This is a genomic window from Veillonella sp. CHU594, assembly GCF_003992265.1.
GTDB lineage: Bacteria > Bacillota > Negativicutes > Veillonellales > Veillonellaceae > F0422.
The window spans coordinates 71,275-90,669 of sequence record NZ_RQVB01000001.1; the positions used below are offsets into that span (position 1 = coordinate 71,275).

A 19,395-nucleotide genomic window follows, 5' to 3' on the forward strand; every position below is an offset into this window, starting at 1 on the left:
AAATATCATCCATGTCAATTTACTATTTCTCATAATGGTACTGATTTAGTCTTAAAGAAACTCCGTATTTACAATACATTCTAGGCTTATGAAGTTTCTTTATTCTCAATATAATAAGATTTCATGCCCTTTCAGAATGCACAAAACACCTTACATTGTATGCCCCGAACGGCTTTCCAAGTATGCTTTATAGTCATTTACAACGTTGATAAATGATTCACGTCCCATAGCAACATTGAGAGCATTTCTCCATCTTGCTGCCTCTGGCAATCCTTTGATATAAAAGCTAGCATGCGTTCGAATCTCACGAGTTGCTAAGTCCACACCTTTATAGTGACATAGCAACTCATAATGACGTAAGAGCATAGTAATTCGCTCTGATCCCGTTGGACTAGGGCTGTAGCTACCTGTTTCTAGGTATTCTTTAATTTGTCGAAATAGCCACGGATTTCCTTGCGCTGCACGCCCTACCAAGATCGCATCACAGCCGGTGTATTCCAACATCGCTTTCGCACTTTCTGGAGAGTTCACATCACCATTACCTATGACTGGAATCTGCAAAGCAGACTTCACCTCTTTAATGTAATCCCAATTGGCCTTACCACTATACATCTGTTCACGAGTACGACCATGCACAGCTACTGCAGCTACTCCTACAGATTCCATGCGTTGTGCCATATCCACTACATTGATACACGTCTCATCCCAACCTAGACGCAATTTAACAGTCACTGGAATTTGTACCGCTTTCACAGCTGCCTCCGCCACCTTCATGGCTAACTCTGGAGTCTTCATTAACGCAGAGCCATCTCCAGAGGATACTACCTTTTTCACAGGGCAGCCCATATTAATATCTACTATAGGCGCTCCCGCTGCCTCTACTACTTTTGCTCCAATGGCTATGGCTTCTGGATCTGACCCAAAAATTTGCATAGAAACAGGCTGTTCTACGGTTTCCATATAGAGCAATTCTTTTGTATGTTCATTATTGTATTTAATCCCCATGGCACTCACCATTTCCGTACACACGAAAGAGGCTCCCATTTCTTTTGCTAATAAGCGATAGGACACATCGCTAAATCCAGCCATGGGTGCTAACCCAATACGGCCAGGAATTATGACATGTCCTATGTGCCAGGATGTATTATTGATTTCTTTCATAAATAAGTCGTAATCCTTCTAATGTCATCATTGGATCAATGTGATCAATCACATCAGTTTCAGCACTAATGAGAGGCGCTAAGCCTCCAGTAGCCACCACTTTTGTATCCTCTGGCATTTCTCGTTTCATACGAGCCACAATGCCTTCCACTTGTCCAACATATCCAAATAATACGCCTGCCTGCATAGCACCAACTGTATTGCGACCAATGACAGGACCAGGATTTTTAATTTCAATTCTTGGTAACTTAGCAGTGCGACCAAACAGGGCTTCTGCAGAGATGCCAATACCAGGAGATATAGCCCCACCTAAGTATATACCACCGTCTAATACAGCAGAATACGTCGTCGCTGTGCCAAAGTCAATGATAATTAAGTTTCCACCATACTTTTCATAAGCAGCCACCGCATCTACAATTAAATCGGCTCCTAGTTCACGAGGGTTTTCGTATTTAATAGAAATACCTGTTTTAATACCAGGGCCTACGAATAATGGTTTTTTGTGAAAATAGCGCAAACACACACGCTCTAACGTAGGGTTCAACGGAGGTACTACAGAAGAAATAATGACAGCTTCCACATCCTCTTTATTCACCTTTGGATCATGAAGAAATAAATTGCTCAACAACATGCCATATTCATCAGTAGTTCTCCCACGATCTGTAGAAATGCGCCAATGAGCCATAATTTCTTTTCCCTCATATACGCCTAATACGATATTCGTATTCCCTACGTCTACAACTAATAACATCTTAATATCCTCCTCCAGCGGAGCGTATGGACACATCTCCTGCTATGATACGTTCCTCACGTCCATCCTCTAATTGAACGATCAGATTTCCATCTCTATCCAAATCTTTAGCATACCCTATATAATCTTTATCTGGCGCTTTTACCAGTACTTCTTTATATAAAGTTACACTATACTCTTTCCATTCTTCCAAGGTAGAGTCAAAGCCTTCTTGACACACCTTTTCATACTGATCCTCTAAGGCTTTTAAAATTACAGCGAAGGCCTCTTTGCGATCTATCTCTATCCCAGCTATAGCAAAAGACATGACTTTATCTTTCAGATCCTCGCTAACTTCTTCTATCGTCGTATGCGTATTGATACCAATCCCTAAGACAATATAGTTAATCTCTTCCATAGTGCCATTCATTTCTGTTAGAATACCCACCATTTTACGAGACCCTACCAATATATCATTCGGCCATTTGATGCCCGCCTCTGAAAGCCCCAAGGTACGGAATGCTTTCACTAAGGCAACTCCTGCCATTAAGGTACATTTTGACGCTTCCATAGGTAAGAACTTGGGTCTTAGAATTAAACTAAACCAAAGCCCTTTTCCATAGGGAGAATACCAACCTCTAGATAAGCGACCACGACCGGAAGATTGTTCTTCTGCACATACCACTGTACCTTCTGGAACTCCATCCATAGCCAAGGCCTTTGCGATACTATTTGTGGAATCTAACCGTTCTTCATATACATAATAACGGCCAAAGGATTTTGTTTGTAATACCCCTTCCATCTCTTCAGGACTAATCAGGTTCGGCTCTTCTAGCAACCGATACCCTTTTTTTGTAAAAGATTCTATCACATAGCCTCGTTTACGTAGTACTTCTATATGCTTCCAAATCGCTGTACGTGACACCTGGCAAGCCTCTGACATCGCTTGCCCAGATACAAATTGATTTCTGTTTTCTTTTAAAAAGTCTAGTATTTCATCTCTCACGGCTTGTCGCCTCCTTACCTTTATCGAGGTTTACAATACGATTGTACAGAGGTCCTACATAAAAAGCAAGTCTTTTCTAAGTAATTCACCATCCATAGCTATGCCAATTTGGTACACCTACAAAAAGGGCTCTCATAATACACCTTGATTAAATCTAATATGTACAAAAGGTACCTTCCCCTAGGGGAAGATACCTTCCTATTAGCATCTTAGATTATTCTTTTGATACATCAATTTTATCTGGCATCACGATACCTGCTACTTCTAGAGGAGTTTTCTTACTATTCTCTTCCTCTTCTGCTTTTGCTTGTGCTTCTTCTGGACTTAGTAAAGTACCATAGCGATACAAGTTTTCCACTTGCTTAGCATCAATTGTTTCTTCTTCTAATAAAGCTTTCGCCATATTATGTAAGAAATCAATATTTTCTGTTAACAAGTTCATTACATCACCGTATGCTTCTGCTACAATGCGATGCATTTCATTGTCAATTTTTTCAGCTACTGCTTCACCATAATTACGTTCAGAGCCTAAGCTTTTACCTAAGAAGACTTGTTCTTGATGTTCACCAAATACCAATGGTCCTAGCTCATCACTCATACCCAAACGAGTAATCATTTCGCGAGCAATGTTCGTCACCATTTGTAAGTCTCCAGAAGCACCACTACTGATTTCTTTCAGTACAATCGCCTCTGCACAACGTCCACCCAAAGCCACGCGAATCTGTGCTAGCAATTGGGAACGTGTCATATAGTTTTTCTCTTCTTGTGGGAGCATCATGGTGTAACCACCTGCGCTACCACGAGGAATAATTGTTACTTTATGAACAGGATCTGCATTGGGCCATAAATGAGCCACAATGGCATGACCAGATTCATGGTATGCTGTCAATTCACGTTCTTTTTCACTCACCACATGACTTCTGCGCTCAGGACCATAGCTTACTTTTTCACTAGCTTCTTCTAAGTCATGCATGGAAATGGATTTACGATCTTGACGAGCTGCTAACAACGCTGCTTCATTTAATAAATTGCTCAAATCAGCACCGGTAAAACCAGGTACTTTTTTCGCAATCGTTTTTAAATCCACATCTGGATCCAACGGTTTATTACGAGCATGCACTTGTAAAATCGCCTCACGACCACGAAGATCTGGACGACCCACTGTCACTTGGCGGTCAAAACGACCTGGACGTAATAAAGCTGGGTCTAAAATATCTGGGCGATTCGTAGCCGCAATGGTAATAATACCTTCATTGGCACCGAAACCATCCATTTCTACCAACAATTGGTTCAAGGTTTGTTCACGTTCATCATGACCGCCACCAAGGCCTGCACCACGTTGACGACCTACTGCATCAATTTCATCGATGAAAATAATGCATGGTGCATTTTTCTTAGCTTGACTGAACAAGTCACGCACACGAGAGGCACCAACACCAACGAACATTTCTACAAAGTCAGATCCACTAATGGTAAAGAATGGAACTCCTGCTTCCCCTGCTACAGCACGTGCTAACAAGGTTTTACCTGTCCCTGGAGGGCCAAACAATAAGACCCCTTTTGGAATTTTAGCCCCGATCGCATTAAATTTACCAGGATTACGTAAGAATTCAACGACTTCTTCCAATTCTTGCTTAGCTTCATCTGCACCAGCCACATCTTTAAAGGTCACATTAACTTTACCTTCTCCCTGCATTTTAGCACGAGATTTGCCAAAGTTCATGACGCGACCAGATCCACCTTGTGTAGACTGCATCATAAAGAACCAGAATCCAATAATTAATACAATTGGTAAGGCAGATGTTAATAAGCTAACCCACCAAGCTGGTTGCTCAGGTGGTTGCGCCGTTACATCAACACCACCTTCAGACAGTTTTGCAAAAATACCTGCATCACTTGGTGCATAGGTAGCAAATTCTGTACCAGATTTTAATTTACCTGTAATAGAATGATCCCCTGTAATTGTGACACTCTCTACATTTTTTCGTTGCACCTCTTGTAGGAACGATGTATATGTAATTTCTGATTTATTTTTTGTACCTTCAGAAAAAGAGTTAATCGCTGCCACTGCTGCGACAATTATCAACAAATAGAGGAGTACGTTTTTTAAGCCTCGCTTCAAATTTTTCTCCTTTCTCATCTATAATCTAAATTGATACTTATTTATCATATCAAATTTTGTCGAATATATCAACGATTATTGATAGACTTCTTCTTTTAAAATGCCAATATACGGCAATTGACGATATTTTTCATCGTAATCTAAACCATATCCAATGACAAACTCATCTGGGATGACAAAGCCTTCATAGTCTACATAAACATCTACTTTACGACGATCTGGTTTATTCAACAAGGAACAAAGACGAACACTAGCCGCTTTGCGAGATTGCAAGTTTTCTAGTAAATAGGACAAGGTTGTACCAGTATCTACTATATCTTCTACTACAATCACATGTTTTCCTTCTACAGGACGATCTAAATCCTTTAAAATACGAACTACCCCACTACTTACAGTACTACTACCGTAACTAGAGCAGGAAATAAAATCCATTTTTACATCGCCTTCAATATGACGTGCTAAATCTGTAAAGAATACAATGGCCCCTTTTAATACACCTACAAGGACAATTTCTTTACCTTTATAATCTTCTGTAATTTGACGACCTAATTCCGCCACTCGTTTTTGAATTTGTTCTTCCGAAAGCAATAATTCTTTCACTTCTGGTATCATAGTAACTCCTTATTAGTTAGCTCTATTTCTTTTCTATGTCACTACATAGAACAACCTTAATTGTATCATATGACGTCAAAACTTGCACCTGACGGAAACGAAATTCTTTTCCCTTTGGACCCTTGACTAAAGAACATAAACCATCTATAACTGCCTGATTCAATTGTTCTGGTTTCACATAAAGGCTTAGTACTCGTTTCCATAGTCGGCTCACTAAGGCATCATGCTTACCCATCAGTCCTCGTTTATCCAACACTATGCCAGTTTCATCATGACTGACATAGTCCGATTCTAGCCGTGTCACCTCTTGCTCAAAATAGGAGGTATCACATTGCGCCAATGCACCTAATCGATACAAGGCATTCACTGTTTGTGGATACCTTTCCGTACAGGTAGGTATCAGGACTTGTCGAATCCAATTCCTATCATAGGTCGTGTCTTGGTTAGACACATCTTCTCCATAAAAACACTGCAACCACTTAGCATAATCTTGTAATACCTGTTTAGGTAAAGATATACAAGGTCTCCACAGATTTTCTGTGATAATTTTCATTCCTTGTAAACCCTCTAGTCCAGTTCCACGTAACAAGTGAGCTAAGATTGTTTCCCCTTGGTCATCTAAATGATGAGCCGTCACAATATATTCATATCCCTTATCTTCTGCAATATCTTGCAGATGAGTATACCTCAATTGACGCCCCATCATCTCAAAGGATATACCTTCCTCTTTGGCCTTATCACCAACATGTTCATGCACTGTATAGCAGGGCATACCAAATTGTATGGCATACCATTCTACTAGCTCCACTTCTTCTAAAGCCTCTACTCTAAGTCCATGGTCCATAGTAAATACGCCTACATTCGTGAATCCCTCTATATAAAAATAATGTAATAAGGCTATAGAATCTACCCCACCGGAACAGGCTAACAATAGAGGCGTATCTTTTGTTACTGAATCCCCCATCGCTGATGTCACTGCCTGCCGAAACCGCAACACAGTAGCCCACATATCTCCATATAAGGCTTTCTCTCGACTACGATTCATAGGGATAGTAGATTGATACATACGGTGTCGATACGTATGATACTGATCAATACAATTCTCTCCATAGTATCTATTCAACACGGTGCGACTGTTATCTACTTGCTCAGCCAATTCTTCCATCGTCAGCAAGGGCACAACCATCTCCACATATTTGCGTGTTTCATTGGCCTTTTCCACTTCTATACTGGTGTGCAAATCTCCTTGACTTTCATAGGCATCTAACAAACTAGTCACCAAAGGCGCCCAAGAATAATAGGATTTATTTTGCACCATATTGCGCTTGCCACCCTTCTAATCCATCAGCTTCACTGACCACAATCGATCCAATTTGATACGTATCCATAAGAGATGTAATAATCTCGGCCCCTGGCACAATAATATCTACACGCCCTGGTTGCAAACCTTTCACTTCCAACCGTTCTTCACGACTCATATACCGAAGCTGTAATATCATAGCTTCAATAGTACCGCGGTCCATACGATGCCCCTGTATTCGTCTAGGATCGTAACTTTCCATTTGCAAATCTATGGCCGCCAAGGATGTTGCGGTGCCACCAATACCAATAAACTCGCCAAACGTCCCTTCAATGGGTAGTTCATCCCACATACGCACAGTTTCTTCCCATACACGTTGGGGTCCCTCCCTAGATATATCTTGCATACGCACAGCACCAGCGGGATAGGATTTTGTAAAGTACACATGGTTCGCATCACCCAAGGCAATTTCCGTACTTCCTCCCCCTACATCAATAGTAGCATAGTGAAAGTCTGGATGTTCATAAACCGTGGCCCCTATAAATCCATAGGTAGCCTCCTCTTCACCACTTAGTACACGGTACTCCATAGGACACACTTGCTTGGCTTTCTCTAAGAAGTCCTTACCATTTTCTGATTCTCGAATGGCACTCGTAGCAAGACCAATGCGGATAGTAGCCCCATAGTCAGTGAGTACCGCGTCTATTTCTTTGAGAGCCTGAACACCACGCTCCATAGCTTCCTCTGTTAATAGTCCATTACTATGACGTTTACCTAATTGTGTAGTCCATAATTGCTTCGGTTCATTCTGCCACTGCGAACCATCATAGGTCCCCAACAATACCCGAAACGAGTTAGAACCTAAGTCCACAATTCCAATCCGGCTGCCTTGTTCTACTATACATTGTTCCATTTTTATCGCTCAACTTTCTATCCCTAGTTATTTACAATTATATCTATAGTCTATCCATAGTGTACACAAAAAAAGTGATACTCTTGTATCACTTTCCCTTATCGAACATAGGGAACTTCCCCTGGCTTAACTAAGCCTAGTTCTTCCCGTGCTACACCTTCGATATGTTTATCATCTTCTAATAACTTTTTTTGTTCTGATAAATCTTCATTTTCTTTCTTTAATTCTTGCAACTGCTGTTCAAGTTGATGTTTTTCTTGATGTAAACTATAGATTGTATATACTTGCTGCACTACTACTATGGCAAACAAGATAAACAAGGCTAAGCGAACTTTGTCTAATTTTCTATTTACTTTTCTCTTTGCCGATCCTTTCGGTTTTCCATTTACATTTGCCATACCTATCACTCCTGTATTGTATCTATAATTGTATTATAGCATATGTAGGCATTTCCGTGTACACTTCCTATAAAAGAGTGCGACTACTACGATGCCTCCATGATATACAATAAAAAGCGACCCCACTAGGAGGTCGCTTTTTATATGTGAATGTAAGGATTAACTATTCACCTTTGTAGTTCAATACTTTTTGAGTTACAGGTGTTGCATGTTTTTCGAAGTATTGAAGAGCTACTTCTGGGAACATTGCGTATGTTAATACGTCTTCTTCTGTTACGCCAGTGAAGCCTTTAGCTTCAAGATCAGCACGCATTTTTTCCATTTCTGGAGCTACGTCATCAGCTGGACGATGAGTGATAGGAGTTTCGTCGCCAATGATTAATTCTTTGATTTCTGGTTTTACAGCTGCTGGAAGTTGACCGTATTTACCACGAACTAGGTCTTTTACTTCAGCTGGTGTAGTGTTGTAACGAGGCAATCCTTGAGATTGGAACAACACGTTCATCATAGCCATTGTACCAACGATTTGAGATGTTGGAGTTACCAATGGAGGGAAACCAAGATCTTCTCGAACGCGAGGCATTTCATCCATTACGTCGAAGAATTTGTCAGCCATACCCATTTCTTTCAATTGATTTTGAGTATTGGACAACATACCACCAGGAATTTGGTAATGACGAACTTCTGGTAATACTTCATGAGCTGGAGTCAAACCGAATTCATCAGCGATTTCTTTACGAACGCCACGGAAGTATGTAGCTAATTCACGCATTTTAGCAAGATCTAAACCAGTGTCGTATGGAGTGTTTTTGAAGATTTCAACGATAGATTCAGTAGCAGGTTGGCTAGTTGCATGGCCGAATGGGCTCAATGCAGTGTCGATAATATCAACACCAGCTTCAACTGCTTTTAAGTAAGTAGCAGATGCTAAACCGCAAGTGAAATGGCTATGTAAATCGATATCGAATTTTTCGCCAAATTCTTTGCGCAAATCTTTTACTAAGGATTCTGCATCGTATGGAGCTAATAAGCCGGACATATCTTTGATGCAAAGGGAATCAATACCCATTTCTTTCAATTCTTTAGCTACTTTTACGAAGCTTTCGTTAGTGTGTACAGGGCTGATTGTGTAAACCATAGTACCTTGTACATGAACGCCTGCTTTGTTACCAGCTTCGATAGCAGCACGCATGTTACGAGGATCGTTCAATGCGTCGAAAATACGGATGCGGTCCATACCGTTTTCTTTTGCTTTGCGAACGAATGCTTCTACTACATCATCAGCATAATGTTTGTAACCCAATAAGTTTTGGCCACGAAGTAACATTTGCAATGGTGTGTTTTTTAAGTTTGCTTTTAATGTACGAAGACGTTCCCATGGGTTTTCATCCAAGAAACGGATACAGCTATCAAATGTTGCACCACCCCAGCATTCCAAAGCATCATAACCAATTTCATCCAATTGTTGTAATGCTGGAAGCATATGGCTCATACGCATACGTGTAGCCAAGATAGATTGATGACCATCACGAAGAACTGTTTCTACTAATCTTACTCTTTTTGCACTCATAATCCTTCTCCTTCACATTGACCCTTTTCTATCAAGACTCTACCACCTGATAGAAAGGGAATTATTAAATACATGAGTAACAGTTATCTCATGTATAATGTACATAACTATATTAGACTACTAAACGCCATCTTTGTCAACCTAAATACATGCTTTTTAATCATATGAATTTTATCGATGTAGTTACATGTATATCCACTATTTTAGAGGGGTTTCACCACTTTTGTTTCGATATTCATTGTCAACTGATGTATATCTATTTCACTTTTTTAGGCGCTGTTTCTAACACAATATGTTGACCATTTCGTTTTACCTGAATAGAAAAGTCTTTTACATCCTCTTTAAAATAATCCATTTTTATCGCTAGCAACAACTTGCCAATTTCTGTTTTTATCCGCTCTGTTAAAAACTCTTGATAAAAATCATCTTCCGTTTTATGTGACTTTACTTTGGCCCCTAGTTTGTTACCTGTACTGGCATTATCTTTCAATATAGCAGTCTCAAAGGTTTCTGTTTCCACAAACCCTTTCATCATGTCCGCATCACTTAATCCTTTTTGGATTTTAAATTTCGCCATTTTTTAGTTCCTTCTTTCCATATGTCCCACAATTTTGTTTCTATTATGACTAATTGTTATAGCTTTTTATGAAAGACAGTGAATTTTATTACTGAAAGTTACATGTATCGTATAATTCTTTATTGCTTTTTCTCAGAAGAACCGCTATCTTTAGCAGTCTCTTTATCCTTTAAGATAGAATCTACAGTAATTTCTGATAATTCTGTTGGGTTATCATAGGTATAAACTTTATTAAACCCTACCCCTAGTTTACCTTCATAGGCCTCTAAGGCACGATTTTTATCATCCACTTTAACAATGTAAATCAATTGACCTTGGGTAACACCGATTAAACGGAATTTTCCCGGAGGGTTGATGGCACGCCATCCACCTTCTGTACCATTGAACATAAATACATCTCCAGTACGTACATTATCATAGAAGAACCGATCTTCATTGTAGAACATGCCGATACGCCCAATATCAGACGCTTGCATATAGACACGACGCGTATCATAGTTTGCATCTGTACGATATACACGATATGCACCGTCTCCGACACGGACCTTCATGTAGACTACATTCGTTGCCGCAGAGTACGCCACATCTGTAATACGCGATCCATTAGGAACAGAATTAATAGTTGTATCAATTTCATGTTCTGGTGCTTCTGGGTCAATACGAGCTAACATCACATCATTATGACGGCCACCAAATAAACCAACAATGGCTAAATTACGATCTGACATCCATTCAAAATAAGATACTTCCCGTTCTTTTAAATCCAAAGTAACAGGAGCTTCTTTACCAGCCGTGTATATATCCACACGATTTTGTTCCACTACAGCCATATATTTATGGTCATGAGAGTAATAGCGAGTTCCCTCTTTCACATCTGGAAAGTTTTTATCTACTTCCTCGCCATTGATCACCTGAAAATTTGTAGTAGGCGCTAAGTATACTTGGTCTAAATACAGGTAGACACCACCTTGCAAAACTAAGCCTAGCAAAAAGGCTGTTGTTACTTTTCCAAAGGTATTCATAGACTCTCCTATTTCACGATAAATACAGTAGGAATCATGCGTTCACCTAACAAATCTGCAGGCTTGTTCACAGTTTTACCATTATAGAACAACGTGGTGCTAGAACCACCATCCAAATTAGCTGCAATCACAGCCCCTTCTTGGTATAAAATATCTTGCACATCACGCAAAGTAGCTCCAGCAGAGTAGGCTTGACGTCCATCAATGACTAAGAATAGGACCGTCCCATCTTTCTTTTGAGCAATGGCTGTTCTAGGTCCAATGCCCCAGCCACCATCACCATCAGTAATCATCTTCTTACCATTTACGATAAGCGGTGGACCGAAAGTTAAACCTTCTTTGGCTCCCATCTCTTTCAATTCACGCTTGTTGTAAGTACCAGCAATTAAGTTACCAGATTTCGTAAAACCAATGAAATCTACATCTTCATCAGGTCCTACATCTTTACCTAATACATACTCTCCATCATGCAGGATAAATCCATACGGAGAACGCCCTGTTCCTGTCCCATTAGGGTCATGGAATCCACCCCCATTAATAGCCGCTACTGCCCCATTTAAACGAGCAATATTACTAGTCGTCTCGCCTTTTTCATTAAGATGAGGTGCTGTAGCTACCTGAACTCTTCGTGGATCTGGAATTTCTAGTAAATATCCCGTATACCGATTAGACTCAATTTTACGCAAATTCAATGTAGTATCTTCTTTTACATCAAACTTAAATAATTCTTGGTTTTCACCAGTCCCAACTGTACCCACAATTTTTTGTATTTCTTCAGGCGTATAGAGCCACGTAATATAATGTGGATGTCGAGACCGTAAAATAGCGCCTACTACGGTGCGTTTAATGTTATCAAAAGGGCCAAACAACACCACGATAGGTGATGTAATAGCTGTAAATATAAACATGAGAAGGATAAATTTTACCCATGCTTTTCTAAAAAAAGAACCCATATAATATGCTCCTTTATCTATTCCTATCCTATACTGCAGATATACTGTTGTCGTAATACCAACAGGCCTAAGTAAATACGATAGGCTATGTGTAATGTCTGTTAAGACTCCAATACTCGTAACTCTTCTATTCGATCAGAAATAGATACTCCTTCATAGGAAAAGTGAGGATACACCTCTCGCAACGGTTCCAACACAAATTGGCGTTCCCAAAAATAGGGATGAGGTACCACTAAATTAGGTTCTTCTACACACACAACTTGACCTGCTTCAGTTTCTATCCACACAATATCTAAATCTAATGTTCTAGGTCCCCAATGGATCTCTCTCTGTCTACCCGCTAAACGCTCAATATGCCATATAGTTTCTAGCATGGTCAGAGGTTCTAAGGTGGACTTTACTTTCAGAATCCCATTTAAAAATGGTCCTTGCTCCACTGGCCCCCATGGTGGCGTTTCTGTCCAGCTCGAATGCTCTACACCAGTTACACCTTGTATACCTACTAGTTGATTCACCGCAAATGCTAAATATCCTTCTCGGTCACCTAGATTAGAACCGATACCAATATAATAGGTATACATTATAATTGCCCTCGTGTAATCACTACTTCTACATAATCTAGCACACCGGGGATCGGCGCTTCTGGCTTGCGCACTGTCACTGAAAGCCCTACAATCCCTTGATAGGTATTCCATAAATCATCTGCAATGAGTGTACCAACCCGTTCAATCAGTCGTTGTGACGGTCCTTCTACAATAGCTTTTGTCCGTTCGTATACATCTGCATAATTAATAGAATCTTCAATACTGTCAGATTGTCCAGGTTTCGTCAAATCTACACCAATAGAAATATCCACAAAGAATCGTTGACCTAATTCATTTTCACTTGGTAGATTACCATGATACCCATAGAATGCCATGTTTCTCAAATTAATTCTGTCCATTACTCACCTCGTAATAGTACATCTGCTACGGTAATTGCCCTCTTATGCATTTCCACATTATGAACTCGCACCATATCTACACCTTGAATCATCCCTGTAATACAAGTAGCTACTGTTCCTTCATCTCGTTGATCCGCGGGAATATCATTTAGTATGGTTCCGATGAAACGCTTACGGCTAGGCGCTAATAAGACAGGATATTCATACACTGTAATTTCTCCTAACCGTTGGATTACTTCCACATTTTGAGCATAATCTTTGCCAAAACCAATACCTGGATCAAGCCAAATATTTTGCGGTTTTACTCCTTCTTTCAAAGCTAGATCCACCGAGGAGAAGAAAAATGCCTTCATATCATCGATAATGTCATCGTAATCAGTACTATTTTGGTTATGCATAATAATGACTGGCACATCATATTTTGCCGCCACCGCTGCCATGTCCTTATCATATTTTAAGCCCCATATATCATTCAATATATGAGCCCCCTGCGATAAGGCAAAATCAGCTGTTTCTGCTCGGTATGTATCCACAGATACAGGTACAGTAGAGCATTCTAGAACTGGCAACAGTACTTCTTTCATACGCTCTAATTCTTCTGCTACAGAGATTTGTGTATGCCCAGGACGCGTAGATTCTACGCCTACATCAAGAATATCTGCCCCTTGTTCTATCATTAGTTTTGCATGGGCTACGGCTGTGTCAGAAGTATTGTAACGACCTCCATCAGAAAAAGAGTCTGGAGTTCCATTCAAAATCCCCATAATTAATGTACGGTCTTTTAGCTCTAATTGTTTACCATCTTGCCAGTTGTACTTGCGGTACTTAAACATGATCGTTACCTCCTAATAACACCAATGCTTCCTCGCGTAATGTCCCCATGGATTCTAATATACCTGTGGCTACCATCGTTTTTGCTACGGTTTCCTGTGCTACTTCACCTTTCATAAGCATGCATAAATGGGTGGCTTCTACCATTACCATGGCACCCAATACATCGCCATCTTCCACTAAAGATGTGGCAATGTCATGGGTCAATCGTTCCTGTAATTGTGGACGCTTAGCATAGACATCCACTAATGCTTTCAATCGGCCCAAGCCAAATACTTTACCATCTCGTGGTTGATACACAATATGTACTTTGCCATAGAAAGGCATTAAATGATGTTCGCAAATCGAATAAAAGGGGATGTGATTCACTGATACAAGGCCTGTATGCTCCGTAGGATATACATCACCTAACGCCTCTTTTCCAGTGCTATGACACCCAGAAAACAAGCCTTCAAACAGCGTAGCTACACGTTTGGGCGTATCTGTCATGCCCTTTGTCTCTAAATTAATATCAAGACCTTCTAATAATTGGCGTACACCCATTATAGCTTGTTCTTTCATAGTCATCTCCTAAATAATTTTCGTGGTCCAATCTTCGATAGTCCAAATATCCGTTACCCAAGATTCGTAAAACTCAGGCTCATGACAAACTAGGACAATGGTTCCTTTAAAAGCTTGTAATGCCCGCGCCAATTCTGCTTTTGCATCCACATCCAAATGGTTCGTCGGTTCGTCCAAGACAAGCACATTATAGGACTCTTGCATCAATTTACATAGGCGAACTTTTGCATTTTCCCCACCAGATAAGACGCGCATTTGACTGGTAATATGCTCATTGGTAAGTCCACAACGAGCCAAAGCTGCACGCACCTCAGAATTAGTCAGGGACGGATAGGCATCCCAAATATAGTCTAAAGCCGTTTTAGAATTATCTCGACTATCTTCTTGAGCAAAATATCCAATTTGTAAGAACTCACCTTTTTCTATCTTTCCAGATAGAGCGGGAATCATACCTAATAAGGTTTTTAATAAGGTTGTTTTTCCTAACCCATTCACGCCTTGAATAGCTATTTTCTTACCTCGTTCGATCACCACTTCTACAGGACGTGTCAAGGGCTCATCATAGCCCAAGACAAGATCCTTCGCATCCACAATAAAACGGCTTGGGGTTCGTCCCTCTTTAAATCCAAAAGATGGTTTTATCTTTTCTTGTGGTTTCTCCAAGATTTCCATTTTTTCTAACCGCTTTGCTCTCGAGTTTGCCATACCACGAGTCGCTACACGGGCTTTATTTCGCTGAATGAAATCCTTCATATCTGCCACTTCTTGCTGTTGTCGCTCATAGGCACGTAAGGCTTGTTGTTTTTTTACTTCGTAGGCAGCTAGGAATTGGTAATAGTCTCCTGTGTATCGTGTGAGCTGAGCTTGTTCAATATGGTAAATCACATTCACCACAGAATTTAAAAACTCCACATCATGAGAGATTAAGATAAAGGCATTTTCATAATTTTGTAAATAGTTTTGCAACCATTTAATATGGTCCACGTCTAAATAGTTTGTCGGTTCGTCCAACAACAGTATAGTAGGTTGTTCTAACAACAACTTTGTGAGCAACACTTTCGTCCGTTGACCACCACTGAGATCCATCACATCACGGTCTAGACCGATATCCATCAAGCCTAAACCCTGCGCAGTTCGTTCAATGGTAGCATCGATTTCATAGAATCCACGCTGCTCTAGCATCTCTTGCCACTCTCCAGTGAGCTCCATAAGCTCATTCATTCTGTCCTCAGAGCAATCGCCCATCTCTAAATAGGCATCTTGCAGTTGTTGTTCAATACCGTATAGAGAATCGAAAGCCCCTCGTAATACATCACGAATGGTCATCCCTTTCTCTAATACACTGTGCTGATCCAAATAACCCACCGTCACTTGATTGGACCATTCCACTTTTCCTTCATCAGGCATCAAGTGCCCTGTTATGATATTTAAAAATGTTGACTTTCCTTCTCCGTTGGCGCCGATCAGGCCTACGTGTTCGCCTTTCAGCAAACGGAAGGAGGCATCATCTAGTATTTGTCTTGCCCCAAATCCATGGGTTACATTGGTTACAGTTAAAACACTCATATTCATTCTCCAAACTAACGTTATGTATCCTTTTATTATACGTTAACATGACAATAATTTCTAGTTTTTAAACATCTGTCCTGTTATTTTTATATTTTCTGTGTATTTACGCATGACACTGTGAAAGTGTATACTAATAGTATTCTAATACTAACAAAAAGGAGTATATCCCATGAATCATGTACCTACTATCTTATCTATACAAGATATGAGCTCTGTAGGCCGTTGTTCACTAACTGTATTCATACCTTTAGTGAGCGCTTTACGGTGCCAACCTATCCCATTACCAACAGCGGTACTTTGCAATCATTTAGAATATCCTAATTTTGAAATGGTGGACATTACGGATCACCTTGAAAGTTTCTACAACTGTTGGAATAAAAATAATATCACTTTCGACGCCATCCAAAGTGGTTTCCTCGCATCACCTGAGCAAATTCGTCTTGTTGAAGATGCCATCGAACGATTCGGCAAAGATAAATTAGTTGTCGTAGATCCCGCTATGGCAGATGACGGCAAACTCTACTCCATCTACAACGAGGAAATGGTGAAAGAAATGCGTAAACTCATCACCAAAGCTTTCATCATTAAGCCGAACTACACAGAGGCTTGTTTCCTCTTAGACATGCCCTATGACCCTACACCGCAATCGGAAGAGATTATCTATGATATGTGTCGCCGCTTACATGCGCAAGGCCCAGAATATGTGGTCTTATCTAGCTTACCATCTGAGGATTCCGCCCTCATCGCCGTCTATCGGGGTAGTACAGATACTATCACTTGGGTATCCAATCCATTAGTACAGGTGAAGGCCCACGGCACAGGGGATACTTTCACAGCTATTTTAACAGCCCTCGTATTACGTGGCTATACACCAGAAGAGGCATCTCGCATTGCCGGTCAATTTACTACAGAGGCAGTCAAATTCACCCACAAAACAATCGGTTCTCTTCGTGACGGCTTAGCGCTTGAATTATTATTAGATCGTTTAATTTCTATTCCAGACCCACAATAAGGAGGTTTCATGAACACGTACAAAACAAACAATGATATGACCCAATCTACTAACACAGCAACGTCTCAGCATACACAACCGGCTATATCTACTAGCTCAAGATCCACAACAAAAGATATTATCTATGTCGGATTATTATCCGCCTTATGCATCGTGTTTACGACTATTAAAGTACCTTTACCAACAGGTGCCATGGTACATCTTGGTTCCGCTGCCCTATTCTCCATAGCATCCGTATTCGGCGGATTCTATGCAGGGCTCGCTGGCGCCATCGGGTCTGGCATTTTTGACCTCATCATGGGCCATTCCCAATACACCTTATTCTCCATCGTAATCAAAGGACTAGCGGGCGTGATTGTAGGTGTATTAACAGTAGGTTGGAGACCTTCCATTCCTGCTCGTTCCATATCTACCCCTCGCATCTTATTAGCTATGCTAGTAGGTGCTATTTGGACAGCTGCAGGGTACTTCGTAGCATGGTGGGTTGTACTGGATAGCTATATCGCTGCCGTCACAAGACTCCCTGCATCCTTCCTAACTAGTGGCATCGGCATCTTAGTAGCCTTGCTATTAATCCCGATCCTACGCCGTATCCCTCGTAAATAATTTGTCATACCCTTGAAAGTATGGTATACTAGACACAACAAAAGAGAGCCAATAACGTGTCGAAGGCGTTAGGCTCATCTCAAGGTACTAAAATTGAAATAGCCTAACGTATTGAGGTGGCTAGACCTCATTCGTTAGGCTTTTTCTTACATGTTTAAGTAAGGAACGCCCTTATGTGTAGTAGCCTTGTGGCGTTCTTTACTATCCAAATAGCACTAATATATGAAGAGCAGTGCGTGTTCCTGAGCAAACATTATGAAATACCGTTTGCGAAGGAATATGCACTGCTCTTCCCTTTATATAATTTAGTTACAAACGCCACAGGCTACATAACTTAACCAGTGACGATCTTGGCCATGAACTTCTCATTATTAATAATAAACCGTTCATGTGTGCCACGGCCGATAACTTTTTCACCTTCTTTAGCGACTACTTCAAAGGTTACTTTTCTACCGTCCACTGCTACTACCGTTGCCATTGCCGTTATAGTTGCTCCTAATGGGCTAGCCGCTTCATGACTTGTTTCCATGCGAATCCCAACGGATCCTTCGCCATCTCCTAAATCACCTTGAATTCCTGTATAGGCTGCTTTCTCCATCAATGCTACCATCGCAGGTGTGGCAAATACAGGTAACGTACCGCTCCCCATATACTCCGCTGTATTATTAGCTTCCACTACCACCGTAGCCATACCAACTTGTCCAATCTCGATTGCCATAGAAACTCCTTTCTAATATTAACAGTAATACAGACTATTATTTGATTTCATTCTAGCACTTTAGGGGAGTTTTTTCTATTATATGTGCAAATTTCTTTTAGAGATAAACATATTATTTTTCATATTTCTTCTGCATACACACGAAGCCAATTAACAATGTCTTCAAAAGACTTCTCACCAGAAGCTATATCAATAATTAAAGATTTCTTTTCTTCTAGAGTAGTATTAATTATATATCCATTGGCCTTTAAATATATAAACATACAATGTAATGCAGTTCGTTTGTTTCCATCTATAAATGGGTGATTCTTTGCTATTCCTCTACATAATTGTGCTGCCTTCTCATGTACTGTAGGATATAAGTCATATCCACCAAAAGATTGAAACGCTGTAGAGATAGCTGACTCTAATAATCCAATATTCCTTATTCCAGGTAAAAGTACAAACTGTCTTTCCAAATCAGAATGAAAGTTTAGTATATCTTGTAACAAGAGATGAATAATTTTATCCATTAGCAGTTCTCTAATTCTTTATATAATTCATAATTTTCTACAATCAATTCTCGTGAAAGTTCTTTAAGCCTTTTTTCTAATTCCTTATTATTCTCACTAGTAATAATTTTAATATTTTTTTTATTATTTGTATCATCTGTATTCATCATACCCTCCTAAATCTCATAACGATATTACATGTATTATAATTAATACATGATATGATTTGACTCTATTCTAACACTTTTATTGGATATTTTCTATTTTTTCTTGATAAAGATAAGCAAAGTGGGTACCACG

22 protein-coding genes are annotated in these 19,395 nt (G+C 40.1%); 2 read left to right on the forward strand and 20 right to left on the reverse strand.

From position 1 onward, the window contains the following. Positions 1–150: 150 nt before the first annotated feature. The 17 genes from dusB to EO111_RS00440 all read right to left on the reverse strand — a co-directional run bounded on the left by dusB (position 151) and on the right by EO111_RS00440 (position 16,265). Positions 151–1,161, reverse strand: a complete 1,011-nt coding sequence (dusB, locus tag EO111_RS00360; RefSeq protein ID WP_127010173.1) for a tRNA dihydrouridine synthase DusB — start codon at positions 1,159–1,161, stop codon at positions 151–153. Then, positions 1,145–1,912 carry a type III pantothenate kinase gene (locus tag EO111_RS00365; protein ID WP_009353081.1) on the reverse strand — a complete coding sequence of 256 codons (768 nt, stop codon included), beginning with the start codon at positions 1,910–1,912 and terminating at the stop codon, positions 1,145–1,147. Before EO111_RS00365 ends, dusB begins: the two co-directional genes overlap by 17 nt. Before the next feature lies 1 nt (position 1,913). Then, positions 1,914–2,897, reverse strand: a complete 984-nt coding sequence (locus EO111_RS00370) for a biotin--[acetyl-CoA-carboxylase] ligase (protein WP_127010174.1) — start codon at positions 2,895–2,897, stop codon at positions 1,914–1,916. 214 nt (positions 2,898–3,111) lie between these two features. Continuing rightward, positions 3,112–5,019, reverse strand: coding sequence for an ATP-dependent zinc metalloprotease FtsH (gene ftsH, locus EO111_RS00375; RefSeq protein WP_009353116.1), 1,908 nt, complete (start codon positions 5,017–5,019; stop codon positions 3,112–3,114). Positions 5,020–5,094: 75 nt separating this feature from the next. Continuing rightward, positions 5,095–5,631 carry a hypoxanthine phosphoribosyltransferase gene (gene hpt, locus EO111_RS00380; RefSeq protein WP_009353069.1) on the reverse strand — a complete coding sequence of 179 codons (537 nt, stop codon included), beginning with the start codon at positions 5,629–5,631 and terminating at the stop codon, positions 5,095–5,097. 22 nt (positions 5,632–5,653) lie between these two features. Further along, on the reverse strand, positions 5,654–6,949 hold the full coding sequence (gene tilS, locus EO111_RS00385; protein WP_127010175.1) for a tRNA lysidine(34) synthetase TilS: 1,296 nt from the start codon (positions 6,947–6,949) through the stop codon (positions 5,654–5,656). Continuing rightward, positions 6,936–7,844: a phosphatase gene (locus EO111_RS00390; RefSeq protein WP_127010176.1), complete on the reverse strand. Its 909-nt coding sequence runs from the start codon at positions 7,842–7,844 to the stop codon at positions 6,936–6,938. Before EO111_RS00390 ends, tilS begins: the two co-directional genes overlap by 14 nt. A gap of 98 nt (positions 7,845–7,942) precedes the next feature. Then, complete coding sequence (locus EO111_RS00395; RefSeq protein WP_126940729.1) at positions 7,943–8,242, reverse strand: septum formation initiator family protein; 300 nt, start codon at positions 8,240–8,242, stop codon at positions 7,943–7,945. A gap of 163 nt (positions 8,243–8,405) precedes the next feature. Beyond that, the gene (locus EO111_RS00400; RefSeq protein WP_009353080.1) at positions 8,406–9,812 is read right to left on the reverse strand and encodes a pyruvate carboxylase subunit B; all 1,407 of its coding nucleotides are present in this window, start codon (positions 9,810–9,812) and stop codon (positions 8,406–8,408) included. Positions 9,813–10,068: 256 nt separating this feature from the next. Beyond that, the gene (locus tag EO111_RS00405; RefSeq protein ID WP_009353121.1) at positions 10,069–10,389 is read right to left on the reverse strand and encodes a hypothetical protein; all 321 of its coding nucleotides are present in this window, start codon (positions 10,387–10,389) and stop codon (positions 10,069–10,071) included. A gap of 119 nt (positions 10,390–10,508) precedes the next feature. Then, positions 10,509–11,411 (reverse strand): hypothetical protein, encoded by a 903-nt coding sequence (locus EO111_RS00410; RefSeq protein WP_009353093.1) that lies wholly within the window; start codon positions 11,409–11,411, stop codon positions 10,509–10,511. Positions 11,412–11,419: 8 nt separating this feature from the next. Continuing rightward, a complete protein-coding gene (locus EO111_RS00415; protein ID WP_127010177.1) occupies positions 11,420–12,364 on the reverse strand; it encodes a phosphodiester glycosidase family protein in 945 nt (314 codons plus the stop codon). Between the two features lie 101 nt (positions 12,365–12,465). Continuing rightward, positions 12,466–12,945, reverse strand: coding sequence for a 2-amino-4-hydroxy-6-hydroxymethyldihydropteridine diphosphokinase (gene folK / locus EO111_RS00420; protein WP_127010178.1), 480 nt, complete (start codon positions 12,943–12,945; stop codon positions 12,466–12,468). Continuing rightward, entirely contained in the window at positions 12,945–13,307 is a 363-nt protein-coding gene (gene folB / locus EO111_RS00425) for a dihydroneopterin aldolase (protein ID WP_009353117.1), read from the reverse strand. The genes folK and folB overlap by 1 nt, the downstream gene beginning before the upstream one ends. Beyond that, positions 13,307–14,140, reverse strand: coding sequence for a dihydropteroate synthase (folP, locus tag EO111_RS00430; protein WP_127010179.1), 834 nt, complete (start codon positions 14,138–14,140; stop codon positions 13,307–13,309). Before folP ends, folB begins: the two co-directional genes overlap by 1 nt. Continuing rightward, positions 14,133–14,699 (reverse strand): GTP cyclohydrolase I, encoded by a 567-nt coding sequence (gene folE, locus EO111_RS00435; RefSeq protein ID WP_127010180.1) that lies wholly within the window; start codon positions 14,697–14,699, stop codon positions 14,133–14,135. The genes folP and folE overlap by 8 nt, the downstream gene beginning before the upstream one ends. Positions 14,700–14,708: 9 nt before the next feature. After that, positions 14,709–16,265 (reverse strand): ABC-F family ATP-binding cassette domain-containing protein, encoded by a 1,557-nt coding sequence (locus EO111_RS00440; RefSeq protein ID WP_062401361.1) that lies wholly within the window; start codon positions 16,263–16,265, stop codon positions 14,709–14,711. A 172-nt stretch (positions 16,266–16,437) separates the two neighbouring features. On the opposite strand from EO111_RS00440, the gene EO111_RS00445 reads away from it, so the two are divergent. Further along, positions 16,438–17,280 carry a pyridoxamine kinase gene (locus tag EO111_RS00445; RefSeq protein WP_127010181.1) on the forward strand — a complete coding sequence of 281 codons (843 nt, stop codon included), beginning with the start codon at positions 16,438–16,440 and terminating at the stop codon, positions 17,278–17,280. A gap of 9 nt (positions 17,281–17,289) precedes the next feature. Further along, positions 17,290–17,886: an ECF transporter S component gene (locus EO111_RS00450; protein WP_127010182.1), complete on the forward strand. Its 597-nt coding sequence runs from the start codon at positions 17,290–17,292 to the stop codon at positions 17,884–17,886. A 334-nt stretch (positions 17,887–18,220) separates the two neighbouring features. Here the strand turns inward: EO111_RS00450 and EO111_RS00455 are convergent, their stop codons facing one another. The 3 genes from EO111_RS00455 to EO111_RS08255 all read right to left on the reverse strand — a co-directional run bounded on the left by EO111_RS00455 (position 18,221) and on the right by EO111_RS08255 (position 19,262). Beyond that, positions 18,221–18,604, reverse strand: coding sequence for a thioesterase family protein (locus tag EO111_RS00455; protein ID WP_127010183.1), 384 nt, complete (start codon positions 18,602–18,604; stop codon positions 18,221–18,223). 119 nt (positions 18,605–18,723) lie between these two features. Then, positions 18,724–19,116 (reverse strand): type II toxin-antitoxin system death-on-curing family toxin, encoded by a 393-nt coding sequence (locus EO111_RS00460; RefSeq protein WP_038144450.1) that lies wholly within the window; start codon positions 19,114–19,116, stop codon positions 18,724–18,726. Then, positions 19,116–19,262 (reverse strand): hypothetical protein, encoded by a 147-nt coding sequence (locus tag EO111_RS08255; protein ID WP_164727575.1) that lies wholly within the window; start codon positions 19,260–19,262, stop codon positions 19,116–19,118. Before EO111_RS08255 ends, EO111_RS00460 begins: the two co-directional genes overlap by 1 nt. Between the last annotated feature and the right edge of the window lie 133 nt (positions 19,263–19,395).